The following is a 25,584-nucleotide window of genomic DNA, read 5'->3' on the forward strand; positions in this document are numbered from 1 at the left end:
CTCGTGCAGGTGCGCACGCTCGAGCGCGGGAGCTTTCGCACGCTTCTCGACAGCGAAGTGCAAAAGACGGACGGCAAGGTCGTGGGCCGCGCCGTCGACATGGTCGCCGGGCCCGGCGGCAAGCCCGTGGAAGTCGTGGTGAACCTGCAGGGCTTCATGGGCATTGGCGACCGCAAGGCGAACTTCCCGTGGAGCGGCGTGCGCGTGAACACCCAGCCGAAAACGCCCGCCATCACGCTCGCCCTGCCGCCCAGCCAGCTGCAGATTCCTGACCGGCCCAAGGCCGGCGCGCCGCAGCCGGGCGCACCCGAGGCGAGCGCGACCCGCCTGCCCATGCTCGATGCGGAAGTGGCGCGTGCCAACGGCGCGAAGGTGGGCCGCGTGGTGGACGTGCTGCTCGACGGCAGCGCCGCCCCGCAGGCCGTGGTGCTCGACGTCAGCGGCACGCTCGAGAAGCGCCATACGATCGCGGCCGACTGGTCCGCCCTGCACTTCATCACGAAAAACAACATGCTCGAAGCGCAGCTCGATATGTCCGACCAGCAGGTCGACGCCGCGCCGCCCTATGCACCCGAGCAGCCGGTGCGCGCCGTCGCGCCCGCAGTCCCCGCAGCCCCGGCGGCGGCTGCCCCGGCGGCATCCGCCGCGCCAGCGACTTCGGCCCCCGCTTCGGCGGCCGCCACCCACGGTGCCAAATGACGGACGGCACCATGCAACAACCCACACCAAGCCAGCGCAGCGTGCGCGCGCTCGACTGGCTGAACTTCTTCGTGGCGAACGTGCAGACGGGCTTCGGACCGTTCATCGCGTCGTATCTGGCATCGCACAAGTGGACCCAGGGCGAAATCGGGCTCGCGCTTTCGGTGGGCACGATCAGCGCGATGGTGAGCCAGGTGCCGGGCGGCGCGGCAGTGGACGCCCTGCGCAACAAAAAGGCCGCCGCCGCGTGGGCGATCATCGCGATCATCATCTCGGCCATGCTGCTCGCGCTGAGTCCGACGGTCGTCGCGGTCATGGCGGCCGAGATCTTCCACGGCTTCGCGAGCTGCATGCTCGTGCCGGCCATGGCGGCGCTCGCACTCGCACTGGTCGGCCGTCAGAACCTGGGCGACCGGCTCGGGCGCAACGCGCGCTGGGCTTCGATCGGCAGCGCGGTGGCCGCGGGATTGATGGGCTTGTGCGGCGAATACTTCTCGCCGCGCTCCGTGTTCTGGCTGACGGCCGCGCTCGCGCTGCCGGCGCTCGTCGCGCTCGCGATGATCGAGTACGACCAGAACGCCCCATACGCCAGACCGGCGCCCAAGCCTGGCAAGGCTGGCACCGCGGCCGCGGGCGCGCCGCGCGAGACGATCTTCGATCTACTGCGCGACCGGCGCATGCTGATCTTCGCGGCCTGCGTGGTGCTCTTCCACCTCTCGAACGCGGCGATGCTCAACCTCGCCGCCGGCGAGGTGACGGCCGGCATGGGCGACAACGTCCAGCTCGTGATCGCGGCGTGCATCATCGTGCCGCAAGCCATCGTCGCGCTGATGTCACCGTGGGTGGGCCGCACCGCGCAGGCCTGGGGGCGCCGCCCGGTGCTGATTCTCGGCTTTTGCGCGCTGCCGCTGCGGGCGCTGCTGTTCGCCGCCGTCGGCAACCCGTATTTCCTCGTGCCGGTGCAGATGCTAGACGGCCTCTCGGCCGCCGTGTTCGGTGTGATGTTGCCGCTCATCGCCGCGGACGTGGCCGGCGGCAAGGGCCGCTACAACCTGTGTATCGGCCTCTTCGGACTCTCCGCGGGGATCGGCGCGACGCTCTCGACAGCGTTGGCCGGGTTTATCGCCGATCACTTCGGCAATACGGTGAGCTTCCTCAGCCTGGCGAGCGCGGGTGCGGCAGCGGTGCTCATGGTATGGCTCGCGATGCCCGAAACGCGCGACGCGCTCGAAGAGGAAAACGCCAGCGACGCCAAGGTCTGAACGGTGCGCTGCCCGCCATTCTCGATGAGCATGCAAAGCAGCGCTTGCATCTGCGCGGCTCTATGACGTTGGCATGAAGGGTTGATGACATGCCGCGCCGCGCGCCTTCGAAGCCGGGCGGCCGGTCAGCTCAGCAGGTCATGACATCGAGATGACCTGCATAGCGAGCCAGGACAAGTCGATGACAACCCGCGCGCCAGGCAACGAAAGGCGCCTGGCGAATCGAGCTCAGGCAGCCAGCGCCTCGTCCAGGCGCGCGGCAACGACCGCACTCGGGAGATTGTCGAGCTTGCTTGCAAGTATCATCGCGTCGGCATTGGCCGGGCGATGGCGGCGATTGGGACTCGGCCGGAACACGGCGTCGCCACGGCGGATCTTCTCGCCCGTCAACGCACAAACGGCGCTGCGGCGCGCCGTGCAAACCCGCCATAACTGGTCGGAGTAACGGCCATAGGTGGCATCGCTCCAGCAAACGGTGATGCTGTCCGGATCATGCCGGCGGATCAAGGTGATGCCCTGCGCGTCCCACGAACGCACGGTGGCACGGCGCCGGTTGGCCGCCTCCGAAGCGCCGCGTGTGACGGGTACCGGTTTGCAGCTTCTGCCGCTTTCGAAATCGCCGTCCAGGCTTACCGGCTCGCAAGCCGCGGACAGAAGGTCAATGGTTTGTTGCCAAACGCTGCCGGTATCTAATTTCGTCATAATGCACCTCGTGCACGTGGAAACGATTCGAATATGCCGGTCAAATAAACACTCTGCCACGTCGGGATTATAGCGTGTCCAACTCGCAGTCCACAGGAAAAACGCAATTTTCGCGCGGTAATGCTGAACGCAAGAGCGACAAGGTCGAGCTGTCAGGTCCGGCTGTAAGTCTCCAATGTTTGTTTCTTTACATCCGTGGCATTTCCAGATTTTACGATTTTTAACAATGCCACTGCGGAAAAATAGCCGATCCCAGCCTGGAAGTCACCGTTCAAACATAACTGAATTGTTACAGCATAGGGTGCGTCGCGCTGACACACTTCGGCCGAAAACCCCGCCCCAAGCGGGTCCGAGCGCAATCTCACCGATCCCGACAGCCTTGCGCACGCATATCCAGCGTGACCGATCAATGAAACGCAATACGCTTCTTCGACCAAAACGGCATCCGACATATCACATACGAAACGTCAGTCAATTGATAGGCGACATTCTCGCACGAACTTTGCATAGTCTCGCTCATCGAATTCCGGAACGTCCCACTATTCGAAAAGCAATTAATGGATTATGAATATTTGTTTAGGTGCTTTGACGCGACGCAATCCAGTCATTGCGCGACTTGCGCCGAATAGCGGCGGCGTTGCAACCACCACCGACCTCCGCACGGGATCCGCACAAAACCTACATTGAATCCGCAGATAAAGACAAAGGAATGAAGATTTCGCGCTTCGCGCGATGCGAACGTCATCAACTACCGCGGCCCTGATCGAGAAATTCGCCGGCGCGGCGCTTCAACATGGCGCCGAACTCGTCGAGCCAGCCAATGGAGAGTCGCCAGCTCTGCCAGTAGAGTTCGACGTCGAGCGCGCGGCCGGGCGTGAGCTCGACGAGTTCCCCGCGCGCGAGATGCGGCGCGATCATGCGCTCGGGGCACATGCCCCAGCCAAGGCCGTTCAGGCAGCAGCGCAGGAAACCTGCCACATGCGGAATCCAGTGGAGCGGCGCGTCGACCTGCGAGCGCGTGATGCGGCGGATGAAGCGCTTTTGCAGCTGATCCTTCGGATTGAACTCGATGCACGGCGCAAGCTGCAGCGCGTCGCGCGTCACGCCTTGCGCGAAATACCGCTCGAAGAACGCCGGCGAGCACACCGCGCGGTAGCGCATGCGCCCGAGGCGCGTCGAGCGGCAGCCCTGCACGGGCTCCGCCTGGGTCGTGACGGCGCCTTGCACGCTGCCGTCGCGCATGCGTTGGGCGGTGTGATCCTGATCGTCGATGACGAGGTCGAGCAGAATGCCGCGCTCGACGCAGAAGCCGGCCACGGCGTCGATGAACCACGTGCCCACGCTGTCGTCGTTGACGGCCACGCGCAGCGTCGGCCGTGCGGTGCCCAGCGCGCCCGTGAAGGTCGGCATCGCCCCGCCCAGCTCGGCTTCGAGCAGTTGCACGCGCTCCGTGTGCCGGCACAGCAGCGCGCCCGAAGCCGTCGCGACGCAAGGCTGGCCGCGCTTCACGAGGACCGTGCCCACGCGCTCCTCCAGCAGCTTCACGCGCTGCGAGACCGCCGATGGCGTGACGTTGAGCGCGCCCGCGGCGCGATCGAACGAACCATGCCGCACGACGGCGGCGAGCGCATCGAGCAGTGCATAGTCGAGCATTAGCGTTCCTTAATCTGGTTAATGAAAATGAGCTTTGCTTATGCCGCTCCTGGCGGCAGACTAGCGCCGTTTCCCGTCGATGTCCAATGAACGCCGGCAGCGCGCAGCGCGCCGCCCGCCCCCACTTTCCCGCACCCGTCATGAACTGGCTCGCTTTCACTCACGGCGCGGCGCTCTGCGCCTCGCTCATCGTCACGATCGGCGCACAGAATGCGTTCGTGCTGCGCCAGGGCATCCTGCGCTCGCACGTCGGCAAGATCGTCGTGCTCTGCACACTGTCCGACTTCATCCTGATCGGCGCGGGCGTAGGCGGCGCCTCGGCGCTCGTCGAGCGCTACCCGACGTTCGTCCATGTCGTGCTGTACGTAGGACTCGCCTGGCTCGTGTGGTTCGGCATCGGCGCGCTGCGGCGCGCGGTGCGGCCTGCCCACGCCGTGCTCGAGAGCGATGCCGCAGCAGAGGCGCCCGAACAGCGCGCCTGGCCGATCATCCTCATGACGCTGGCGTTCACGTGGCTCAATCCGCATGTGTATCTCGACACCTTCCTGCTGATCGGCACGGCCGGCGCGCGCGAGCCGCAAGGCAGCCGCCTCGCCTTTGCCATCGGTGCGATGTGCGTGAGCGCGGTATGGTTCGTGGGGCTCGGCTACGGCGCGCGCGCGCTCGCGCCGCTGTTCCGCCGGGCGGCCGCCTGGCGCGTGCTCGACGGCGCCATCGGCGGCATGGTGCTGCTGATCGCCTTCGCGCAACTGCGCTGAAGCGGGCCGGATCGTCGTATGGCCGCTTGCATGCCTGCCAGTGCATCGGCCAGCGCCCTGGTCGTCCAAGCGGCTATTGCGCCGCGCCCGGCTCCCTCAACCGCAGCAGCCCCTCGACGAGCTCCGGCGACACATAGTGCGGCCCGTCGAAGAGATACACCCGGTAGCCGCGATAAGCCTCGAGCTGCGGCGCCAGTTCGGCCGCGGTGGCCGCACGGAATCCGCCGCCCTGCTTCGGACGGAACGCCTCCGCGATGATGCGCACGCGCTTGTGGCCGAGATGCGCCGCAAGCGCGTCCGCGTATTCGCGCGCCGCCGCCGGCCCGCGCGCATAGACGCCGCAGCCGTCCTGCAACAGCACGCCGACGTCGCGCGGCAGCCAGCCATCGAGCCATTTCGCGAGCGCCTCGCCGCCGATGTTGCTGGTGTCGTACACGCTGATCCACAGCGGACGCGGCAGTTTTGCCAGCAGCGGCGCCATGCGCGGCGCGTCTGTCCATGTGGGATCGACTTCGACGGGGAAATACCAGCCCGTGATGTGCACCGGCGGCCGCACGGCGGCAAGCTTGAGCGATCGATCGACGAGCGTTTCGAGGTTCGCGCGCGCTTTTTTCTCGTCGGAGTAGCCCGCCAGCCCGACGATCACGCCGCGCGCCCACGGCTCGTTGGCGATGCGCACCCAGTCGGGCACGCGCGGCGCGGGAAGGCCTGCGCCCCCCACGAAGGCGACGTCGTCGACAGCGATCCATTGCACCAGCAACTCGTTCACGCCTAGCCGGTCCCAGTCGCCGCGCAGGTCGAGATGGTCGTTATCGGGCTGCCAGACGATGCCCTGCGCGAGCGCATCCGCGTGCGCGGGCGCCTGCAACCCGCAGCCAGCGGCGGCGAGCGCGCACAGCACCGCGCCTGCCAGTCGCGCATACGGCCGCGCGACGCGCAACCGCGCGCGCGCGGCTTCGTCTGCGCGGCCCGTTCTGCCTTGCGCCACTCTTCGAACGATCATCAAGTTTCCTCAATAAGAAAGGACCGCGCCGAAGAACACGCCGCCAGCGCGGTCGTCGCCCGTGATGCGCCAGCGATACTGCACCGCGACGTCGACATACGAGCGCGGCGCGTCGTAGAAGCTGTCGCGGAACCAGTAGCGCGTCGAGATGCCGACACCCATGCCCACCGGCACGCTGTGGTTGATGCTCGAGTCGTAGTCCATGCCGACCACGGCATACGGAAAGACCGTGAGCTTCGGGCTGACGGTGTCGAGCCGCCACGTGCGACCCGCCTCGAGATAGCCCGTGCCGTAGTTCCAGCCGTTGCTCACGTAATGGCCGACCTCGCCGTAATCCTGCACCGTCCACCACGAAGGCACGTCGAGCCGCCGCTCGGTGCCGAAGCCGCCCGAGTAAGCGAGGCGCAGGAGCCAGTCGGACGGAGCGCGCGAGCCGATGGGAATGAGCCGCTCGAATGCCACGACGGCATCGATCGACGCGATCGGCTTCGCGCGCGCACCGATGGCGCCGAGCGCCGTGGAGATGCCGCTCGGTACGTCGCCCTTCGCGCCGACGTCTTGATAGGCGCGCGCGTAGACCTCGAAATTGCGGTCGCCGAGCGAGCCGAACGGCCGCCAGTAGCCTTCGACACCCATCTGCCAGTTGTTGTACGAGCCCGGCACCGCGCCCGTCGAGACGCCCGGCTGCAGGCCGGCACCGCGATAGTTCACCGAAGCGGTGAAGCCCCAGTCGCGCGTGACGTCAGCGTGCGCATTGCGCAGATCCTGGAGCTGCAGCTGCGTGGCGGGTGCGACGCCGGCCGGCGGCGACGTGCCGTAGTCGATCGCACGCCTGAAATAGCTCGCCGCAAGCGCGTCGAGATGCGCGCGGTACGCACTGTAACCCGCATCGCCGGCACCTCGGGGCGGCAACTGGCCGGCTTCGTCCGCCTGCATGAAGTAAGCCGCGGCACGGCGATCGTCCCCTGCTCGCTGCGCAACGTACGCGGACGAAAGCGGCGGCAGCCCGTCCAGCAGGCCCGCGTCGAGCATGGCGCGGGCCTCGCGCCGGGCGCCCTCGCTGTCGCCTGCGGCCACGAGGGCATCGATCAGTTCCAGCCGATGCTGCGGATTGCGCGGGTCCGCGGCCACGGCCCGGCGCTGCGCGGCGAGCGTGCCCGCCCGGTCGCCGCGCTGCGCCGCGAGTATCGCGGCACGCCGGTCGGCGAAGCCGGGATCGGCCGCATAGACGTCGCAGGCGGCACCGTACTGGTCCACCGTGCAGTCGAGTACCGGGCGCGCCGCCGTCGCCACGCCTTCGCCTGGCGTGGCAGGCCAAGCCGAAACGGCCGGCTGCGCGAGCGCGGCTCGCGCCGCGTAGCGGCGCATGGCGATGATGGCGTCCGTATCGTCCCCCGCCGGCTGCAGCGTCGCGAGCAGGTCCAGCGCGCGCTGTGGCTGGCCTTGCGCCGTCCACACATCGGCGATGATCGCGCGCGCTACACGCTGGTCGCGTTGGTCGCGAGCCGAGGCGCCAGCGTTGCGCAGCGCCTGCGCGAAATCCTCATCGGCCTGCGCCGACCGGCCTTGCGCCGCGCGCGCGTAACCGCGCAGCACGTAGAGCATGAGGACAGGCGTTGTGCCCGATGCGATCGCATCGCCCACCGCGGCCTCGAGCCCAGCCATGTCGCCCTGTTCGAGCAGCATCGAGCCGAGCAGCAGCCGGTTGCCGAGTTGCATCGGCGCATAGCCGACCGCGTCGTGCATGAGCACGATGGCCTGGGCGGTGTCCCCCCGCGCCCGCGCCGCCTGGGCAGCGTGCACCGCAGCGGGCGCGAGCCGCGCGCCGACCACCGTGCGTCGCTCGCGCAGCGCCGGGCTAGCGCCGAAACGGCGCTGCGTCTCCTGCGCGGCCTGCCACGCCTCGCGATCATGGCCGCCGGCCGCGGCGGCGTCGATCGCGAGCAGTCGCAGGCGCAAGATGTCCGGACGCAGCGCGATCACAGCGTTCGCCTCCTGCCAGGCCGCGTCGTATTGCTTTGCCGCATACGATTTGTAGGCCTCCTGAGCAAGCTGCCATGCCTGGCCGGTCAGATACTCGGGCGGCCCCGAACCCGCCGGCGGCGCACCGCCGGATCCTGCCGGTGCGCCGGGACGCGCGAGCGCCGCCACCTGCGCGTCGATCTCGCGCCGCCTGGCGGTGAGCGTGGCGTCGGGACCGATCTGGGCAATCGCATCGGCAAGCGTGCGGCTCGCCTCACGCCATTGCCCGCGCGCCGCCAGGGAATTGGCGAGCAACAGGCGCAGCGCGGCGAGATCGGGGCGTTGGCGAATTGCTTCTCGCGCGTAGCGCTCCGCGGCCGGATAGTCGTGGCGCGCATAGGCGTCATAGCCCTGCTGGGCGACGCGATACGCCGCGCCGCTCAACGGCAACGGCTGCGCTCCCGCCTGCGGCGCCTCGGCGTGGACACGCCCCGCGCCGGCGAAACCGGTGCACATCGCCGCAAACAGAAATACACGAGGAAGCGTGCAAAGAGGCGCAATCAAATGCTTCGGAGTGCGTTTCATGTCGTCGTGGCACCTTCGGCGCGCAGGCGCTCCTGTTCCGCGATTGCCGAGACCAGCGCATCGCGGGTAATCACGCCCTGCTCCACCATGAAGTCGCCAATGCGCCCGTGCTCGGCGGGACGATAGCGTTGCAGCGCGCCCTCGAACGCCGCGCGCTTCACCGCGCCGCGCTCGATCAGCAGGTCGCCCAGCAACGGTACGCCAGGCGCCGCGGCTGCGCGTTCTTCGGCCTTCGCGTTGGCTTCATGGGTCTCGCGTACCTGAGACGGCGCCACGCCGCGCAACAGGCGCAAGCCGTCCGCAATTTCGCCCTCCCGTACGATGCGCTGCACGATCGGCAGCGCGCATTGCGTCTGCAACTGCGCGAGCGAAGCTTCCGGGAGCGGGCTTGCGCACAGCAGCACCGCGTGCCCCTTGCCGTCGTCACCTTGTGGCAGCACGCGGTAGCGCACCGCGAAATCGAGCGGCAAATCGCCGGCGTAGCGCGCGAGCCGCTCGCGATCGAGCCGCCCGCGCGGCAGGTCGGCCTGGAACGCGATGGCCTCCGCGAGCGTCTCCTCGTCGAGCCAGCCTTGCGCCATCAGCACGCGGCCGAGCGGCGCCTCACTCGCATGCTCCCCGGCAAGCGCCTGCTCCAGTTCCTTGGGTCCGATCGCCTGCCACGACAGCAGCAGTTCACCCAGACGCTGACGCCGGTCCGTAAAGCCGTCCGACGACGGAAAGTCGTGCATGGTTTTGTCCCACACGAGCCGCTTGCCGGTGACGAGATACGCGAGATACATTTTCCACGCCCGTGATACGGCCATGAAATTCACGAAATTGCCGATCACCATGCGCGGCACCGCAAGCAGGCCATGCTCCCAGCCATAGAGGCGCGACACGAAATAGACACGCTGGGCCACGCGCAGCAGCAGCGCAATGCCGTTCGCCCACAGCACGATGGTGAGAAAGCGCGAGCCCGCGAACGGCGACGCGATCAGATCCGGACGAATGCCGAGAAAATCGGCGTACGCGAAGAGCAGGAACTGCACGAGCAGCGCATAGGCCACGATGCCGACGAACGCCGTGACGATGCCTTTTCGGTCGCGCGCGAGCAGATAGCGGTTGGCGATCGAGCCGACCCAGCCCGTCTGCTCCCATCCCTGCAAGCCGATCCCGAGCGTCCAGCGCGCGCGTTGACGGTAAGCGGTGCGAAACGTATCGGGAAAGAACTCGCGTACGCATAGCGGCATCGTCAACGTCACGTCGCGTTCGGGACCCAGGCCGAACCACGACTTGCGCCGTGTGGCGAATTCAACCGGAAAACGGGCGAAGATCGAATGCATGCCCATGCGGCCCAGACGCTCGCCCACATCGTAGTCCTCAGTGAGCGTCTCGGTGTTGAAGGGCTGGTTCTGCGTTTCCTTCGCGAGCCCAGCCAGCGCGCGGCGCGAAAAACAGGTGCCCACGCCCGCCGAAGGCACGGCGCCCGCGAGACTTTCGCGCACCACGAGATCCTTCGCATGCCATTCCGCGAATTCGTCCATGTAGGTGCCCGCGACCAGTTCGTACCACTCGCGCTCGAGCGAGGCGACCGGCAACTGGATCATGTCCTTGCGCGGTAGCAGATAGTTGAAGAAACGCAGCTCGAGCGGATGCAGCACGTCCTCGCTGTCGTGCAGGATCACGCCCGCGAACTCGGTGCCCGTTTCGCGTTCCATGCGAAAAATCGCCTGCACGATCCAGTTCAGGCAATCGGCCTTGCACGTTGGGCCGTCGTGCGGGACCTCCACGCGATGGAGCTGCTTGTAGCGCCGCCGCATGCGCTCGACTTCGGCAATGGTCGCCGCGTCGTTCTGGTAAGTCCCGACGAAAACGACGTAGTTCGTGTAGTCGATCACGCGCACGAGATCGGTGACCATCGAGGCGATCACGTCCTCCTCGCGCCACGCGGGGACCATGATCGCGAGCGGCTGCTGCTCGCGCGCGTAGAGCTGCTCCGCGCGCAGCGGCTCATAGCGGCGCTCGATCGTGAAGTGGCGGATGATGCGGCGCACCCAGTACCACGCGTCGATGAACAGATCGTCGATGCTCGATAGCAGGATGATCACCGCCACCACGGCCGCCAGGTATTCCATGCCGTGGTAGTAGCGGGCCGCGAAGTAGTTGAGCCACCAGTCGAAGGCGTTCGCGCTCACGATCAGCCCTGCTTGTTATCTGGATTGCCGCCGGTGCCGTCGGCACTCTCTTGCGCGGCACGCGCCGCAGCGGCCGCAGCCGTGCGTGCCCGCGCCCTCTTGCGCGCCCGGCCAGCCGCGAGCAGCAGCGCCAGCAGCAACACGAGCGCAATCGTCGGCACGGCCCAGCCTGCCCAGTGGCGCGTGAGCCAGCCGCGCTGGTCGTCGAGTGGCGGTACGCCGCCCGGGTACTGCGTGTCGAAGCTCTTTAGCACGCCGCTCGCGTCGACGATGGCCACGTCGCCCTGCTGCAGTTGCATGCCGGGCGGCAGGACGGGCGGGTCGCCCACGCTCCGGAAGGCGACGCCCGGCACGCTGCCAGCACGCACCACCTGAATCAAGCCAAGGTTCGCGAGACCCGACACGTCGACGAGCATCGAGCCGCCGCCACCCTTGAGCGTAAGGCGCCCGTTTGCGAAGCTTGCGTGGCCCGCCTCGCTGTCGAGCGCGACGTCGGCGGCGAGAAAGGCTTCTTTCGGCTGCGCAGCCTGACCGTGCGGCACCACCCGGAGCGTCGCGCGCGTGGGCGCCACACCCGCCGCATTCGCGAGCCGGGCCACGCGCGGCAGCGTGCTCAGCGAATCGGCCAGATACGCGTCGGGCACGAGCACGTCCGCCGTGCGCGAGAAACGCGCCACCATGCCCGTGAAGTTTTCGCCGAGCGGTCCCTTGCCGAGCACCAGATGACTGCCCGGCAGCACGGCCGCCGGGTAACCCTGTTCGCGTGGGCGGCAGCCGCCCGCTGGCTGGCGCTGGAACACCACGCGCAGTGCATTGGTGGTGCCGAGCGCATAGACCGGGATGTCCGCGCTCACGCGCTGCGCGCGTCCATCGGTATCGAGCAGATGCGAGCCGATCAGCACCCCGTTGAAGAAGATCGATGCCGTCTGGCCGTTGCGGTCCGCGGCGGGCGCGGCCGCCAGATCGAGCACCACGCGACGCGGAATGCGCCCGTCGCCCGACACGGCCGCGAGATCGAAATTGGCCTCCCACGCCGCACTCGTCAGCACATCTAATGTTCCTGGCGCCCCGCCGATCAGCGACAGTGCGATCTGGTCGCTCGATCCGCCGGCGCTCAGGTTAGGCGACGCGGCAAGCTCGTGCACGACGAGCCGGCGGGAGGCGTAGATGCCGCTCCAGGTGCGCGCAAGCGCGCTCACACCGGTATCGTCGCCGACCACGACCACAGGGAGACCGCCCAGGTGCGCGAGGCGCAGCTCGCCCGGCTCCAATGGCGCGGCGAGCGCGCCACCGGCATGGGTGCGCCAGGTGTCGAAGGCGCTTGCGGCGTCGGGGGACAGGGTTTGAACCTCCCCGCGCAATGCGTCGAGCGCCGCGCCGGTCTGCGCTCGCAGCGCATCGTCGGCGACCACGACGTTGGGCGCGAAGGCGCCCGCGGGCGCGAGTGCGATGAGCGCTCCGAGTTCGGCGGGATTCGCGATCTTGTGCGAACCGCCCGCTGCGAGTGCGGCAAATGCAGGGACCGCCTGCAATGCGGCCGGTATCTGCACGGTGCCGAGATCCACGGTGTCGCCCACTGCGGGCATGCGCGTCGTGACGGGGGGCGCGCCGCCGCGCATCAACAACGCTTCGAGCCGCCACGCCACGTCATAGGGCGCGGCGTCGAGCTTGCCGCCACTCACGAGTACCACCGGTTTCGCGGGCAGCGCGCTCCACGCGGTGCGCACGTCGTTCACGGCCGAGGTGTCGAACTGATACGTGAGGCGCGTGGTGGGCGCGACCTTCCATACGTTGCCAATCGCCGTCTGGTCCGTGCACACATTCTCGTTGAGCACCGACGACCAGTGCAGTCCGACGCGCACGAAGCCCGAGGGGCGCGGCGCGCCATCCACGCCGATGCTGAGCGACCCGTCGCCCTGCGCGTCCGTCACGTTGCGGGCCTGCACGGGCGAGCCGTCGAGCGAGAGCAGGAAGGTCGTGCGACCGCCATTGCCGCGCAGATAGCTCGCATCGAGCTGCAGCGTCGCGTTGCTGATCGGCAAGCCAGCAGGCACGGGCAGATAGAGTTCGTGAGCCGAATCGGGCGCGCGCAGCACGACCGGGTCGCGCACGCCGAGCTCCGCCAGCGAGAAGCTTCGCGACGCCACGCGCCCTGCGCCGAGCTGTGCGAACGCACCGGCCAGATCGCCGGCAGCCGCGCTAGCGGAACCGCTCGCCGCTGCCAGAAGTGCTGCGGCCACCCACACGCTGAGCGGCACGCACGCGCCCTTGCGTCTCGCTGCGCGCGCTTGCCCGGTCAGATCGAATCTCACTTGTCATGCCTCATTTTCGTCGGCGCAGCCGCGCCAGGTTTTTCGTCAAGGCACCGCGTCGGCTTCGTCGTCTTCGCCTCGCCCGGGCCGCGTGGCGACCACGGGATGGCGGTAGCCCGGCAGCTCGCGGCTCGCGAACGGCTCGAACGGCTTGCCGGTGAGCGCCGCGACGATGCGCCCGCAAGCGTGCCCGTCACCATAAGGGTTGACGCGCCGTGCGTAGGCACGCCGCTCGTCTTCGTTCTCCACGAGTTCGAGGACGGCGCGCACGATCGCGGTGCGCTCGGTGCCGATCAGCTTCACGGTGCCCGCGGCGAGCGCTTCGGGGCGCTCGGTCACGTCGCGCATCACGAGCACGGGCTTGCCGAGCGCAGGCGCCTCCTCCTGCACGCCGCCCGAGTCGGTCAGCACGATCGCCGCGCGCTGCATGAGACGCACGAACTCGGGGTAGTCGAGCGGATCGGTGAGATGGACGTTGGGCGCGTTGCCGAGCGTGGCGAGCACCGGCCCGCGCACATTGGGATTCAGATGCACCGGATAGACGATCTGCATCTTCCCCGAATGCGCGAGCGTGGCCAGCGCCGCGCAGATATGCTCGAAGCCTTCGCCGAAACTCTCGCGCCGGTGCCCGGTGACGAGCAGCAAGGGCCGCCCGGTTTCCGTAGGCTCGAGAAACGGAAACTGTGCATCGATACGCTCGCGCAGCGCCGCGTCGCCGTCGAGCCGCTCGCACATGAGATGCAGCGCGTCGATCACGGTATTGCCCGTCACGACCACGCGCCCGGGCAGCGCCTCCGCTTCGAGATTCGCCTGCGAGCTTGCCGTAGGCGCGAAGAGCAGGTCGCTCACCACGTCCACCACGCGACGGTTCATTTCCTCGGGCCATGGCTCGAACAGATTGCCGGTGCGCAGCCCCGCCTCCACATGGCCAACCGGTATGCGCCGATGAAAGGCGGCGATAGCGCCGGCCATGCTGGTCAGGGTGTCGCCGTGCACCAGCACGCGATCGGGCGCAACGGCTGCGAGCACGTCGTCGAGCCCGGCGAACAGGCGCCCCGCGAGACCGTTGAGCGTCTGGTTCGCGGTCATCGCACCGAGATCGTGCGCGGGAACGATGCCGAACAGATCGAGGACCTGTTGCAGCATGCTTTGGTGCTGCCCGGTCACGCACACGATGGACTGAACGCCGGGCTCGGCTTCAAGACGCTTGACGAGCGGCGCCATCTTGATGGCCTCGGGCCGCGTACCGAATATCGAAAGGATGCGCACTGGCAGGTTTCCGTTGGCAGGTGTCCTGGCGCCGCGGCGTTGCCCGCGCGCGACGCCCCCTTTTTCTCCTCGTTCTCATGTCGTTGCCGCCGGTCTCTCGTGGTACGACTGCCTTGCCTGGATGCGCTTTCTGCGCTGTCGTCCATCGGGGAGCGGACGGGCCGGTGAGGCGTACTGTACCTGCTTCGTCAGACAGTTGCGAGTATGCGTGCCAGCGCCCGGCGCTCGCAACACCGCCTGACAATTGTTCAACGTTTGGATATGTATCGCGGGATTATTGCGCTCACCGGCACGTTCCGAATACCGAAGCCGCGTTCGTCGCGTCTTCCGCCGGATAGAAGTAAGCTCTTGCAACGATCAGGATCGCACAGGCACCCGTGTTTTCAGGCTGTGCGAGCCTCCCGCAGCGCAATGACACCCTCAAAAGCCGGCGCCGCGTTCCGTCTTGCCTCGACATCCCGCCGTGGCAGAATCGCCAGCGTCAGCCCACGAAAACGAAACTGCGAGATGGACGACCTCATACTCGACGAATTCGATGCGGCGCAACTGATACCCGGCTTCAGCGCGCCGACACTGCCGGGCGAGCGCCCGGACCCCGCGACGCTCGAAGCGGCCGAACGCAACACGCGCCACTGGACGAGCCGGCGCAGCGGCGCGTTCGTGCCCGGCACCGATGTTCATCGCGATGAAACCTGCCGCATGTTCCGCGAGACGTTCAACCCGTACCGGCCCTCGGTGCTCGAATGGCCGAAGCTCGATGCCGCGGTGCTCAAGCGCATCACCGATCTGCCCATCTGGGACATTGCCGTGCAAACGGAAGGCCGCGCGCGCCTGCGCATGGCGGCCTATGCCGCGTCGCTCGGCGCGGGCCCGATGCGCGACGCGCTCGCGCTCAACGCGTGGGAGGAGAACCGTCACAAGGAGGTGCTCTCGCGCATGGTGGCCGCCTACGGCATTGCGCTGGCGAGCGAGCCGCCGTACATCTACCCGAAAGACGCTGAGTGGGCCTATCTCGTGACGGGCTACAGCGAATGCGTGGACAGCTTCTTCGCTTTCGGCCTCTTTGAAGTGGCGAGGCGCTCGGGTCTCTTTCCGCCCGAACTCATCGACACGTTCGAACCCGTCATGCAGGAGGAGTGCCGCCACATCCTGCTGTTCGCCAACTGGGTGGCCTGGCACCGCGCCCGCCTCGCCTGGTGGCGCCGGATTCGCTTCGAGCTGAAAGTGGCGGCCGTCTGGGCGTTTCTCGTCTGGGAACGCATCGGCCTCGCGCGCACGATGGACGCCGAGGGCAACGAGCACAGGCACGACAACAACTTCACGATGAACGGCGCGCAGCAGGTGACCGACGTCGACATCAGCGTGCCGGAACTCATGCGCCTGTGTCTTGCCGAAAACGACCGGCGCTTTTCGGGGTACGACAGCCGTTTGCTGCGGCCCGAAACGATGCCGCGGCTCGTGCGCTTCGCATTGCGCTTCGTCCGCGAGAAAAAGCGCTGATGGTCCCCAGCATCGAGCGCTCGCTTTGTTCGGGCGGATGGCCGGTCAGGCCGGTCTTGACGTTCCATGGCCGCCGCTTCGCCGTGCCGAGGCTAGAGTTCGAGTATCAATCGCCCGCTCTTCGCCCGCGAGCAGCACGTCATCATGCGCGTTTGCGTCTCGCGCTCGGCCCGCGTGAGCACGACGTCGCGATGCTCGATCTCGCCCGCGAGCACGCGCACCTCGCACGAGCCGCACAGGCCTTCCTCGCAGTCGCTTTGCACATCGATGTTGGCGCGCCGCAGCGCGTCGAGCACGGTCTGGTCGGCGGCCACGTCAAGCACGAGCCCGGAGTCCTTCAGCTCGACCTGGAACGCCCGCTCCTGTGACGGGTCGAGCTTGCCGCCGCTCGCGGCGAAATGCTCCACGCGCAGTGAGTCCTCGGGCCATGCTTCGCTGCAGGCTTCGAGGGCTTCGAGCATGCGCGCGGGACCGCAGGCATAGACGCGCGTGTGCTCGTCCACGCGCAGCGCGGCAAAGTCGTTGCGCGCACCTTCGTCGGATACGTGCAGATGCAGGCGATCGCCGTGCAGTTGCGCGAGTTCGTCGACGAACGCCATCGTCTTGCGCGAACGCCCGCTGTAATGGAGTTCGTAGTCGATGCCAAGCTCGCGCGCACGGCGCGCCATGGCGCTCACCGGCGTAATGCCGATGCCGCCCGCAACGAAGATGGCGCGGCGCCCTTCCTCGTCGAGGCGGAAGTGATTGCGCGGGCCGCGGATCTTCACGCGCATGCCCGCGCGCAGCGTGTCGTGCACCCACGCCGATCCGCCGCGGCCTGGCGTTTCGCGCAGCACGGCGATCTCGAACGCGCCGGTGTCGGCCGGGTTTCCGCACAGCGAATACTGGCGCGAGATGCCGGTGTCGCCGCATTCCACGTCGATATGCGCGCCCGGTGCCCAGCGCGGCAGCGCGCCGCCATCCGGCGCGACGAGACGCAAGCGCACGATGCGTTCGGCCGCGGCATCCACGCGCTCGACCCCGACGGGCCGCGAAAGCGCGTGCGCGGAAGGCTCGCCGATGCGCACCGGCACATGCAGATCCCGCAATGAAGGATTCGCGCGCTCCGGGTTTTGCGCCGGGTCCCACTCCACGATGAGATGCTCAGGACCCCGGAACGATGTATTGGGCACGTAGGTGAACGACTGCTCGGCGAGACGCATGTGCGGCAGGCGGCGCGTAAACGCTTCGAGGAAGATCTGCATCTCCATGCGCGCGAGATTCTTGCCCATGCACTGGTGCGCGCCGTAGCCGAACGTGACGTGGTCGCTCGCATTGTCGCGGCGGATGTCGAACAAGTCGGCGTCTGCGAAATGGCGCTCGTCGTGATTCGCCGATGAAGTCACGATGAGCAGCTTCGAACCAGCCGGAATGTCGACGCCGCCAAGCTGCACGTCCTTCGTGGCGAGCCGCCGCCAGGCGGCCACGGAGCCGTTGTGGCGCAGGCATTCTTCCACCGCGTTCGGGATGAGGCTCGGGTCTTCGCAGATCTCACGCCAGGCATGCGGGTGCTGCAACAGCAGCTTCATCGCGTTGGCCGTGGCGTTTGCCGTGGTCTCGTGCGCAGCCACGATGCCGGCCATCATCATCGAATGCAGATAGGAGTCCGTGACGACTTCCGGATGGTCTTTCTGCTTGCGGATGCCGTACTGCATCCAGCCCGGCCCATCGGGGTTCTGGCGCATTTTTTCGAGCACCTTGCCCGCGAACTGCCAGAAGTTGCCGACCGCGTGCGCGACCTCGACCTGCTCTTCGGGACGCGGCCGCCCCCACGTGTTGACGGTGTGCGCGATCGAATACTTGCGCAGCAGGTCCATGTCCTCCTCGGGCACGCCCAGAAAATGCAGCGCCACGGTGAGCGGCACTTCCCAGAGCATCTGGTCGACGAGATCGGCGCGGCCTTCATCGATGAAACGGTCCACGTACTCGCGCGTGAGGCGCCGCACCATGGGTTCGTGGTGCCTCAGATGCTCGGGCGTGAACGGCTCCATGAGCACGCGGCGGCGCGGCATATGGGCGGGCTCGTCCTCGTTCACGAGCGTACGGTTCATGGCGTAGCCATACGACTGCAGCACCGCGTTCGCTTCGGGACCGGTCGGCGTGATCTTTTCGAGTGCGATCGACGGGGAGAACGTGAGGTTGTCGCGAAAGATCGCCTTGATGTCGGCATAGCGCGTGACTACCCAGTAGCCGAGTTGCGGGCTGTAAAACACGGGCTCCTGCTCGCGCGCCCAGCGCACGTACTCGGGCGGATCCTGCTGATAACCGTCGCTGAAGGGGTCGAATGCAGCGGCGTTGGCGCTGACCGGACAGCGCGGCCCGGCTTGCGCTCCATGAGGAAACGGGCAGTTGCCCGGCTGCGGCTGTGAAGGTGTCTCGCTCATGCGACCTCCTGCAATCTGGACGTGTTACGTTTTGCGTAACTCTAGTACGCATTGCGTAACCAAAAGATAGGGGTTAACCTTCAACGGCAGCGGGCACCGCGCGCCGCCTGCGAGCCCGACAATGCCGCGAGAAACCAACGAACTCATAGCCAACCATGACCCCATCGGCGACCAGAACCACGAAGTCCACGACGGCAGCAAAGACCGCGCCGCGAGACGCGACCGCGCGGCGCCAGCGCGTGCAGTCTGCGCAAACGGGCATGGCCGTGCTCAAGGGTCTCGCGCGCCTAGGCGGACGCGCGAGTCTGTCGGGCCTCGCCGCGTGTGTCGGCGAAAGCCCTGCGAAGGTGCATCGCTATCTCGCGAGCCTGATCGAGGAAGGCCTGGTCGCCCAGGACGCAGTCACGCAGCAGTATCTGCTTGGCGCCGAGGCGATGATGATCGGCGTGGCCGCCATGCGCCAGGCCGACCCCGTGCGCATGGCGGAGCCCGCGCTCATGCGCTTGCGCGAGTCGCTCGAGGTCACGTCGTTCGTCGCGGTGATGGGCAACAAGGGGCCGACGATCATCCGCTTCGAGGAGCCCGGGTTGCCCGTGACCGTCAACGTTCGGGTGGGTTCCGTGATGTCCTTGCTCTGGTCGTCCACGGGCCGCGTGTTTCTCGGCCTGCTCGACGACACGCGCGTGCTCGCGCAAGCCGAAGAGGAACTCGCCCACGCCGACGCTTCGTTGCGCATGCAACTCAATGCGAGCGATCCGATCGGTACGCTGCGCCGCGATGTGCAGGCTGCCCGCTGCGCGAGCGTACGCGATACGAACCTCAAGGGCATCAGCGCCGTATCGGCGCCGCTCTGCGATCACACCGGCAAGCTTTGCGGCGTGCTCACCGCGCTCGGCGCAACGGGCGGGTTCGACGCCACGCCCGAGGGCCCGGTCGGACGCGCGGTGCGCCAGGAGGCCGAGGCCGCGAGCGCCCTGCTGGGCTACAGTCTGCCTGGGAACTAGCGCTTCGATCCGCGTGCAACCGGCTATCATGTGAATTCAATTGGCAGATGGAACGACTCAATCACATGGCTTCCCCACAGGAAAACGTCAGCATGGCGGTGTTTTGCGACTTCGAAAACGTCGCGCTCGGCGTGCGCGACGCGAAGATCGATCGCTTCGATATCAAACCCGTGCTGGAGCGGCTGTTGCTCAAGGGCAGCATCGTCGTGAAGAAGGCCTACTGCGACTGGGACCGCTACAAGGGCTTCAAGGCCGCGATGCACGAAGCGAGCTTCGAGCTCATCGAGATTCCGCACGTGCGCCAGTCCGGCAAGAATTCGGCCGATATTCGCCTCGTCGTCGACGCGCTCGATCTTTGCTACACGAAATCGCACGTGGACACCTTCGTGATCGTGAGCGGCGATTCCGACTTTTCGCCGCTAGTCTCCAAGTTGCGCGAGAACGCCAAGAAGGTGATCGGCGTGGGCGTGAAGCATTCCACCTCGGACCTGCTCGTCGCCAACTGCGACGAATTCATCTTCTACGACGACCTGGTGCGCGACCAGCCGGCACACGGCAGGGGCAAGCATAAAGCTGACGGCGGCGCGAAGCGCCAGGAAAGCGAAGAACGTCAGCCGAAGCAGGACAGCGAGGAGCGCAAGTCGAAGGCCGTCTCGTTCGCGATCGAGACGCTCGACGCACTCGTGCTCGAGCGCGGCGAAAGCGGGAAGATCTGGGCGTCGGTGCTCAAGAGCGCCATCAAACGCCGCCGACCCGACTTCAATGAAACGCGCTACGGCTTTCGCGCATTCGGCAATCTGCTCGAAGAGGCGCAGTCGCGCGGGCTGCTCGAAGTCGGACGCGACGACAAGTCGGGTACCTGGGTGTCGCGGCTGAATCCGCCCCCGCTCGCGGCTGCGGCTGCCAGCGTGCCGGCGACGGAAGGTACGCCCGCTCGCGCGGAAGACTCGCGCGGCAGGCGCAAGGGGCGCCGCAACGGACGCGGCGGCGCGGCAGCGGACACGCGCGAGGCCACGGTGGAGGCGCCTGAGACACCGGCCGAGGTTCCGTTCGAGCCCGTCGAATCGCTCGCGCCCGCAACGCAGGTGCACGAAGCGCCGCCGATTTTCACCTTCGAGCCGGTCGAAGCGCGCGAGACTGCCTCGCCGCATGGCGCGCATGTCACGGCCGAGCCGGCGCACGGTGCGCAAACCGCCGAGCCCGCCCCCGCACGCGCGCGCAAGACGGCTACGCGCAAGAGCCCCGCGCGCAAGAAAACAACGAAGACGGCGGCCCCGAGTGCGAGCGCCTCGCCCCCCGGCGCAACGGACGAACCGGCAAGCGCCGGCGTCCCGCCGGCAGAAACCGCAGCAAAGAAAGCGCCAGCGCGTGCGCGCCGCTCGCGCAGCAAGGGCGCTTCAGAACAAAGCTGAATATCGCGCCATGCGCGCCGTTGGTGACGGGCGGCGCGCAACAGCGTCGATCAATCGCCGAATGGGTTCGGCTCGCGCTTGTCCTTCTCGGGCGACGGCTCATCGCTCACGGGTTTCGCCGCTCCGAAGGGATCCTGCTTGCCCGGCGCCCGTGCGTCGCCGAACGGGTTCGCCGCCGCGGCGGGCTTCGAACCGCCGAACGGATTCTCCGCCGCGGCACGCTTCGTTCCGCCGAACGGGTCGCGCATATCCGCCGCCTTGGCAGCCGCCTCCTCCGCGGCTTCATCCGGCGCCTGCGAGAGGTTGTATTCCGTGCGCACCTGGTCCAGCACACGCGCGACGCTCGCCTCGAAACCCGCCGCGTTGTGGAAGTGCTGCATCGTCCAGTTGCAGCCGCTGCGATCGGGGGCCTGCAACCGCGGGCGCGGCACGCCGATCTTCACGCCATCGTCGATCACCTCCTGCAGCCGGTGAATGCGACGGTGCACTTCTCCCTGCAGGCGCGAAGCATTGAGCGTCTTGCGCAGCATGGCGAATCTCCTTTGCTGTCCTCCTGACCTCGCGGGAGTCTAGCGCAACGCAATCCCCACCGTCACGGCACGGGCAGCCATACGACAGTCAACGACCTCACCCCTTGCGCGCCCTGGATCAGCACGCCTTCGATATCGGCCGTCGCCGACGGCCCCGTCACGAGCGCCGCGTAGCGCGCGGCGCGAAAGTCGTCGCGCCGGTACGCGTCCTGCAGCCCGGCCACCAGTTGCGCCGGATCGAGCAGCACCACCAGATGCTGCACGAGATAACCGAGCGCGTTGACCACGTACTCGCGCTCGCTCAGCCATAGCGAGCCGGTCTCCGCCACGCCAAAGCGCGCGCGCACCACGCCCACGTCGACGTCTTCGAGCGATGCCGGGCTCGTGGCAGCGTCGATCTCGCGCGTGCCCTCCACCTCGGGCGTGGCGGAGGCGATGCGGGCCTCGTCGCCGAAGCGGCGCAGGATCAGCGCGCGCACGTCCTCCGGGTTTCGCGCCTCCAGCTCCCCTCCGCCCATCAGCTTGAGCGCGGCGCTGAAACGCTCGCGCAGATCCCCGGCGGGCGCCTCGAACAGGGGCACATCGGGCAGCGGTTCGTGCGCAGGTTGAGCGGCGCGCACGCGCGCGAGAAACGCCTCACGATCCGCCATCGCCGCCTCCCGTACGATTTTTCCGGTACCACGCATGGAACGTCGTGTGGGGCACGTGCGGCAGGTCGCGCTGCTTGCCCCAGATATTGAGCGGGTTGTAGAGCATGAAGTTGGGCAAGCGACGCAACGCGCCCTCGAGCGATGCCACGGCGCCTCGATAAAGCGTCGGACTCCCAAGCAATCGGCCAGCCATCTTGAGCACCTCCTGCTTCACGAACGGCAGTTCGTGCTGCGCGGCGATGACCTGCCGCCACTGGTAGATCTGCTCGTGGATATTGATCTTCACGGGGCAGACGTTGGTACAGCTGCCATTGAGCGTCGAGGCGAACGGCAACGCGCTGAAGCGCTTGAGGTCGAAGGTTGGATTGATGATCGCGCCGATCGGCCCCGCATAGGTGCTGCCGTAGGAGAGGCCGCCGCTGCGGCGATATACGGGGCAGGTATTCATGCATGCGCCGCAGCGGATGCACTTGAGCGAATGCCAGAACTCGGGCATGGCTAGCCGCTCGGTGCGGCCATTGTCCACGAGCACGAAGTGCATTTCGGCCCCCGGCCGCGGCGCGCGAAAATGCGAAGTGTATTGCGTGATGGGCGAGCCGAGCGCGCTGCGCGAGAGCATGCGCACGAACACGCCCAGATCGGAGAGGCGCGGAATCAGCTTCTCGATGCCCATCGAGACGATGTGCAGCGGCGGCACGTTCGCCGAGAGGTCCGCGTTGCCTTCGTTGGTGCACACCACCACCGTGCCGGTTTCTGCAACGGCAAAATTGCAGCCCGTCATGCCCGCCGTCTTCTCGCGCACGAACCACGGCCGCGTGTTCATGCGCTGGCTCTCGGCCAGATAGTGAATATCGCTGTTGTGCGGGTCGGTGCCGATCGTGCGGCCGAACACTTCGGCCACGTCGTCGCGCAGCTTGTGCACGGCGGGCACGACGATATGGCTGGGCGGCTGCTTGTCGAGTTGCTGAATGCGTTCGCCGAGGTCGGTCTCCATCACCGAGATGCCGCGCGATTCCAGATAAGCGCGCATTTCGCACTCGTCGGTGAGCATCGACTTGCTCTTTACGAGCGCCGTCATGCCCCGCTCGCTCAGGATGCGATAGACGGTGTGATTGTGCTCTTCAGCCGTATCGGCGAAATGCACCTGCACGCCGTTGGCTTCGGCCGTGCGCGTGAACTGGTCGAGGTAGTCCGCGAGATGCGAGAGCGTATGCGCCTTGATTTGCGACGCAAGCGTGCGCAGCGTTTCCCATTCGGGAATGGCATGGGCCTGCACGTCGCGCTTCGAGCGCAAGTCCCACAGGCGCTTGTCGTGGAAAGCCACGTGCTCGGGCCGCGAGAGAAACGCGCCGGCGAGCTTCGCATGTTCGACGCGCTTCATTCGCGTGCTCCGTTGAGCACCTGCGCAATATGGATGAAGCGGATGTCCGCGCTCATGCGCTCGGCACAGCCCTGCTGGTGCATGAGACAGGACATGTCGGCGGACACGATGTACTGCGCGCCCGCGCTCACGTGATCGACCACCTTGTCCTGGCCCATGCGCACCGACACGGCCTCTTCAGTCACGGCGAACGTACCGCCGAACCCGCAGCATTCGTCGGGGCGCGCCGGCCTCACGAATTCGATGCCCCTCACGTGTTCGAGCAGCGCGAGCGGCTTGGAGAACACCGGCCCGGCCACTTCCGAGACCGAAGCTTCGTGCAAATGGCGCAGCGCGCTGCAGCTGTTGTGCAAGCCCACGCGCCAGGGAAATTCAGCCCACGGAAATTCGCGCGCACCCAGAACGTCATGCAGAAACTCGACCAGCTCATAGGTGCTCTCGCGCACCTTGCGCACCGCGTCGGTCTGCTCGATCGCGTTGAAGTGGTCGCGCACATGATTCACGCAACTCGCCGAGGGCCCGACGATATAGTCGTAGCCCGCGAACGCGCGTGCGTATACGCGCTCGGCGCCAGCCGCCTCGGCCTGCGCGCCGCTGTTGGCCATCGGCTGGCCGCAGCAGGTCTGTTCCTGTGGATAGTCGACCTCGCAGCCGAATCGCTCCAGCAGTTCCAGGGTTGCGATACCGACTTCGGGGTAGAACGCGTCGATGAAGCAAGGGACGAACAAGGCGACTTTCATGCGCAGGCTCACACGAAAAGCGGACTCGAACATTCTACTGCCGAAGGGCGCGCGGCGCGCCGGCGCCCATGACGAAGTCGCGCAAACCGTGGCCGCCGCGAATGTGCGCCGCACCATTGTTAATCGAAATGGAATGATGAAACCCGGCGGCAGGCAATGATCGCCGCCGCGGCTTCATTCATGATCGACCCCATTCTCACCACGCACAGGAAGGGTCCCGATCATGAATGCAACCACGAACTCGAACGGCGTCGCCATCGTCACGGGCGCCTCGCGCGGCATTGGCGCCGCGATCGCCGAGCGTCTCGCGCGCGACGGCTACGCAGTCGTCGTCAACTACGCCTCGCGCAGCGCAGAAGCTGAAGCGCTCGTCGCGAAGATCGAGTCGGCCGGCGGCCGCGCCATTGCGGTGCGAGCGAACATCGCGAAGGCTCACGAGGTGCGCCAGCTCTTCGAAACCACCGCCGAAATGCTGGGTCAGCCCACCCTGCTCGTGAACAACGCCGGCATCATGAAGACGCAGACGATTGCAGAGTCGACCGACGCGCTCTACGACGAAACCTTCGACATCAACGTGCGCGGCACGCTCAACACGCTGCGCGAGGCGGCGGCGAAGCTCGCGGACGGCGGCCGCGTGATCAACTTCTCGACGTCGGTGCTCGGGTTGAACCTGCCCGGCTATGCGCTCTATACGGCTAGCAAGGCTGCCGTGGAAACGATCACGCGCGTGTTCGCACGCGAACTGCGCGGACGCTCCATCTGCGTGAACGCGGTCGCGCCCGGGCCGGTGGCGACGGCGCTGTTCCTCGATGGGAAGACTGAAGAGCAGGTGCAGCACTACGCGAACATGCCGCCGCTGCAGCGCCTCGGGCAACCCGAGGACATCGCAGGCGTCGTGTCGTTCCTCGCAGGCCCGGACGGCGGCTGGGTCAACGGCCAGGTGCTGCGCGCAAATGGCGGGATCGTCTGACGCGATCGCGCGGACAGAACTGGCTCGGCGCGGGCGCCCCGCCGGGTCCTGTAGCACCGCGCCCGCCGGTGCTACACTCCGTGCTCGAAAACGGCACGAACGAGGGCTGGCCGGCTGGCGCGCCGGCTCTCCTTGCGCCCTCAACCACATCAGACCATGTATCTGTCCATCATCGCCGTCGGCGTCGGCGGCGCGCTGGGTTCGCTGTTGCGCTGGGTTCTCGGCCTGCGCCTGAATGCGCTCTACCCTGAGCTACCGCTCGGCACGCTCGCGTCGAACATCATTGCGGGGTATGTCATCGGCGTCGCGGTCGCGTTCTTCGGGCGCATGCCGCAGCTCTCCGCCGAATGGCGCCTGTTCGTCATCACGGGCTTGATGGGCGGCCTCTCCACGTTTTCCACTTTCTCCGCCGAAGTCGTTTCGCATCTGCAGCACGGGCGTTTCGGCTGGGCCGCTGGCGAGATCGCCATTCACGTGTGCGCCTCGGTCGTCATGACGATCCTTGGCATCGCAACGGTCTCGGCACTGATCCGCTGAGCGGCTGATCCGGAAACGGAACGGCCGCGTTCGCGAGACCCGGCCGCATCCTGTG

General features: G+C 67.1%; 20 protein-coding genes and 1 pseudogene. 9 read left to right on the forward strand and 12 right to left on the reverse strand.

Annotated features, from left to right (window positions below; translation table 11 throughout):
• Both VSR34_RS28960 and VSR34_RS28965 read left to right on the forward strand, forming a co-directional pair.
• Positions 1 to 699, forward strand: a 699-nt coding sequence (locus tag VSR34_RS28960) for a PRC-barrel domain-containing protein (RefSeq protein WP_342964185.1), incomplete at its 5' end; no start/stop codon positions are given.
• Positions 700 to 710: 11 nt separating this feature from the next.
• Complete coding sequence (locus VSR34_RS28965; protein WP_154671327.1) at positions 711 to 1,961, forward strand: MFS transporter; 1,251 nt, start codon at positions 711 to 713, stop codon at positions 1,959 to 1,961.
• Positions 1,962 to 2,189: 228 nt separating this feature from the next.
• On the opposite strand, the gene VSR34_RS28970 is transcribed toward VSR34_RS28965, so the two are convergent.
• Both VSR34_RS28970 and VSR34_RS28975 read right to left on the reverse strand, forming a co-directional pair.
• The gene (locus tag VSR34_RS28970; RefSeq protein WP_051381466.1) at positions 2,190 to 2,663 is read right to left on the reverse strand and encodes a DUF3331 domain-containing protein; all 474 of its coding nucleotides are present in this window, start codon (positions 2,661 to 2,663) and stop codon (positions 2,190 to 2,192) included.
• A gap of 744 nt (positions 2,664 to 3,407) precedes the next feature.
• On the reverse strand, positions 3,408 to 4,316 hold the full coding sequence (locus VSR34_RS28975) for a LysR family transcriptional regulator ArgP (protein WP_342964186.1): 909 nt from the start codon (positions 4,314 to 4,316) through the stop codon (positions 3,408 to 3,410).
• 140 nt (positions 4,317 to 4,456) lie between these two features.
• On the opposite strand from VSR34_RS28975, the gene VSR34_RS28980 reads away from it, so the two are divergent.
• Complete coding sequence (locus VSR34_RS28980; protein ID WP_028213607.1) at positions 4,457 to 5,074, forward strand: LysE/ArgO family amino acid transporter; 618 nt, start codon at positions 4,457 to 4,459, stop codon at positions 5,072 to 5,074.
• Positions 5,075 to 5,147: 73 nt separating this feature from the next.
• Here VSR34_RS28980 and VSR34_RS28985 read toward each other — a convergent pair whose 3' ends face one another.
• Genes VSR34_RS28985 through wecB form a run of 5 tightly spaced genes read right to left on the reverse strand, consistent with a single transcriptional unit; the run spans position 5,148 to position 14,382 of the window.
• Positions 5,148 to 6,077, reverse strand: a complete 930-nt coding sequence (locus tag VSR34_RS28985; protein WP_342964187.1) for a hypothetical protein — start codon at positions 6,075 to 6,077, stop codon at positions 5,148 to 5,150.
• A gap of 9 nt (positions 6,078 to 6,086) precedes the next feature.
• Positions 6,087 to 8,624, reverse strand: a complete 2,538-nt coding sequence (locus VSR34_RS28990; protein ID WP_342964188.1) for a tetratricopeptide repeat protein — start codon at positions 8,622 to 8,624, stop codon at positions 6,087 to 6,089.
• Positions 8,621 to 10,801 carry a glycosyl transferase family protein gene (locus VSR34_RS28995; RefSeq protein ID WP_028231713.1) on the reverse strand — a complete coding sequence of 727 codons (2,181 nt, stop codon included), beginning with the start codon at positions 10,799 to 10,801 and terminating at the stop codon, positions 8,621 to 8,623. Before VSR34_RS28995 ends, VSR34_RS28990 begins: the two co-directional genes overlap by 4 nt.
• A gap of 2 nt (positions 10,802 to 10,803) precedes the next feature.
• A complete protein-coding gene (locus VSR34_RS29000) occupies positions 10,804 to 13,113 on the reverse strand; it encodes a cellulose synthase (protein ID WP_342964189.1) in 2,310 nt (769 codons plus the stop codon).
• Between the two features lie 45 nt (positions 13,114 to 13,158).
• Positions 13,159 to 14,382 (reverse strand): UDP-N-acetylglucosamine 2-epimerase (non-hydrolyzing), encoded by a 1,224-nt coding sequence (gene wecB / locus VSR34_RS29005; RefSeq protein ID WP_081723484.1) that lies wholly within the window; start codon positions 14,380 to 14,382, stop codon positions 13,159 to 13,161.
• A 507-nt stretch (positions 14,383 to 14,889) separates the two neighbouring features.
• On the opposite strand from wecB, the gene VSR34_RS29010 reads away from it, so the two are divergent.
• Positions 14,890 to 15,882, forward strand: coding sequence for a hypothetical protein (locus tag VSR34_RS29010; protein ID WP_028231712.1), 993 nt, complete (start codon positions 14,890 to 14,892; stop codon positions 15,880 to 15,882).
• Positions 15,883 to 15,974: 92 nt separating this feature from the next.
• Here VSR34_RS29010 and VSR34_RS29015 read toward each other — a convergent pair whose 3' ends face one another.
• Positions 15,975 to 18,305 carry a cytochrome P450/oxidoreductase gene (locus tag VSR34_RS29015; protein WP_342964190.1) on the reverse strand — a complete coding sequence of 777 codons (2,331 nt, stop codon included), beginning with the start codon at positions 18,303 to 18,305 and terminating at the stop codon, positions 15,975 to 15,977.
• Between the two features lie 155 nt (positions 18,306 to 18,460).
• Between VSR34_RS29015 and VSR34_RS29020 the strand changes: the two genes are divergently transcribed.
• Positions 18,461 to 19,309 carry an IclR family transcriptional regulator gene (locus tag VSR34_RS29020; protein ID WP_342964191.1) on the forward strand — a complete coding sequence of 283 codons (849 nt, stop codon included), beginning with the start codon at positions 18,461 to 18,463 and terminating at the stop codon, positions 19,307 to 19,309.
• A gap of 65 nt (positions 19,310 to 19,374) precedes the next feature.
• Positions 19,375 to 20,721: an NYN domain-containing protein gene (locus VSR34_RS29025; RefSeq protein WP_081716136.1), complete on the forward strand. Its 1,347-nt coding sequence runs from the start codon at positions 19,375 to 19,377 to the stop codon at positions 20,719 to 20,721.
• A gap of 296 nt (positions 20,722 to 21,017) precedes the next feature.
• On the opposite strand, the pseudogene VSR34_RS29030 reads toward VSR34_RS29025, so the two are convergent.
• The 4 genes and pseudogenes from VSR34_RS29030 to VSR34_RS29045 all read right to left on the reverse strand — a co-directional run.
• Positions 21,018 to 21,251 (reverse strand): annotated as a pseudogene (locus VSR34_RS29030) (hypothetical protein); the annotation flags it as partial.
• Between the two features lie 62 nt (positions 21,252 to 21,313).
• The gene (locus VSR34_RS29035; protein ID WP_028213600.1) at positions 21,314 to 21,901 is read right to left on the reverse strand and encodes an LUD domain-containing protein; all 588 of its coding nucleotides are present in this window, start codon (positions 21,899 to 21,901) and stop codon (positions 21,314 to 21,316) included.
• Complete coding sequence (locus VSR34_RS29040) at positions 21,888 to 23,282, reverse strand: lactate utilization protein B (RefSeq protein ID WP_028213599.1); 1,395 nt, start codon at positions 23,280 to 23,282, stop codon at positions 21,888 to 21,890. Before VSR34_RS29040 ends, VSR34_RS29035 begins: the two co-directional genes overlap by 14 nt.
• Positions 23,279 to 24,022: a (Fe-S)-binding protein gene (locus VSR34_RS29045; RefSeq protein WP_028231707.1), complete on the reverse strand. Its 744-nt coding sequence runs from the start codon at positions 24,020 to 24,022 to the stop codon at positions 23,279 to 23,281. The genes VSR34_RS29040 and VSR34_RS29045 overlap by 4 nt, the downstream gene beginning before the upstream one ends.
• On the opposite strand from VSR34_RS29045, the gene VSR34_RS29050 reads away from it, so the two are divergent.
• The 3 genes from VSR34_RS29050 (at position 24,021) to crcB (ending at position 25,529) form a co-directional block, all read left to right on the forward strand.
• Positions 24,021 to 24,182 carry a hypothetical protein gene (locus tag VSR34_RS29050; RefSeq protein WP_155836916.1) on the forward strand — a complete coding sequence of 54 codons (162 nt, stop codon included), beginning with the start codon at positions 24,021 to 24,023 and terminating at the stop codon, positions 24,180 to 24,182. The two genes, VSR34_RS29045 and VSR34_RS29050, sit on opposite strands and share 2 nt — an antisense overlap.
• A gap of 63 nt (positions 24,183 to 24,245) precedes the next feature.
• Positions 24,246 to 24,992, forward strand: a complete 747-nt coding sequence (locus VSR34_RS29055) for an SDR family oxidoreductase (protein WP_342964192.1) — start codon at positions 24,246 to 24,248, stop codon at positions 24,990 to 24,992.
• 156 nt (positions 24,993 to 25,148) lie between these two features.
• Positions 25,149 to 25,529 carry a fluoride efflux transporter CrcB gene (gene crcB, locus VSR34_RS29060; RefSeq protein ID WP_028213596.1) on the forward strand — a complete coding sequence of 127 codons (381 nt, stop codon included), beginning with the start codon at positions 25,149 to 25,151 and terminating at the stop codon, positions 25,527 to 25,529.
• Positions 25,530 to 25,584: the final 55 nt, after the last annotated feature.

The sequence above is a fragment of the Paraburkholderia sp. JHI2823 genome, assembly GCF_038900695.1.
Classification (GTDB): Bacteria; Pseudomonadota; Gammaproteobacteria; order Burkholderiales; family Burkholderiaceae; genus Paraburkholderia; species Paraburkholderia mimosarum.

Coding starts and splice junctions, on each gene's coding strand:
- VSR34_RS28965 (WP_154671327.1), top strand. CDS start 711: ATGCAACAACCCACACCAAGCCAGCGCAGCGTGCGCGCGCTCGACTGG.
- VSR34_RS28970 (WP_051381466.1), bottom strand. CDS start 2,663: ATGACGAAATTAGATACCGGCAGCGTTTGGCAACAAACCATTGACCTT.
- VSR34_RS28975 (WP_342964186.1), bottom strand. CDS start 4,316: ATGCTCGACTATGCACTGCTCGATGCGCTCGCCGCCGTCGTGCGGCAT.
- VSR34_RS28980 (WP_028213607.1), top strand. CDS start 4,457: ATGAACTGGCTCGCTTTCACTCACGGCGCGGCGCTCTGCGCCTCGCTC.
- VSR34_RS28985 (WP_342964187.1), bottom strand. CDS start 6,077: ATGATCGTTCGAAGAGTGGCGCAAGGCAGAACGGGCCGCGCAGACGAA.
- VSR34_RS28990 (WP_342964188.1), bottom strand. CDS start 8,624: ATGAAACGCACTCCGAAGCATTTGATTGCGCCTCTTTGCACGCTTCCT.
- VSR34_RS29010 (WP_028231712.1), top strand. CDS start 14,890: ATGGACGACCTCATACTCGACGAATTCGATGCGGCGCAACTGATACCC.
- VSR34_RS29015 (WP_342964190.1), bottom strand. CDS start 18,305: ATGAGCGAGACACCTTCACAGCCGCAGCCGGGCAACTGCCCGTTTCCT.
- VSR34_RS29020 (WP_342964191.1), top strand. CDS start 18,461: ATGACCCCATCGGCGACCAGAACCACGAAGTCCACGACGGCAGCAAAG.
- VSR34_RS29025 (WP_081716136.1), top strand. CDS start 19,375: ATGGCTTCCCCACAGGAAAACGTCAGCATGGCGGTGTTTTGCGACTTC.
- VSR34_RS29035 (WP_028213600.1), bottom strand. CDS start 21,901: ATGGCGGATCGTGAGGCGTTTCTCGCGCGCGTGCGCGCCGCTCAACCT.
- VSR34_RS29040 (WP_028213599.1), bottom strand. CDS start 23,282: ATGAAGCGCGTCGAACATGCGAAGCTCGCCGGCGCGTTTCTCTCGCGG.
- VSR34_RS29050 (WP_155836916.1), top strand. CDS start 24,021: ATGCGCAGGCTCACACGAAAAGCGGACTCGAACATTCTACTGCCGAAG.
- VSR34_RS29045 (WP_028231707.1), bottom strand. CDS start 24,022: ATGAAAGTCGCCTTGTTCGTCCCTTGCTTCATCGACGCGTTCTACCCC.
- VSR34_RS29055 (WP_342964192.1), top strand. CDS start 24,246: ATGAATGCAACCACGAACTCGAACGGCGTCGCCATCGTCACGGGCGCC.
- crcB (WP_028213596.1), top strand. CDS start 25,149: ATGTATCTGTCCATCATCGCCGTCGGCGTCGGCGGCGCGCTGGGTTCG.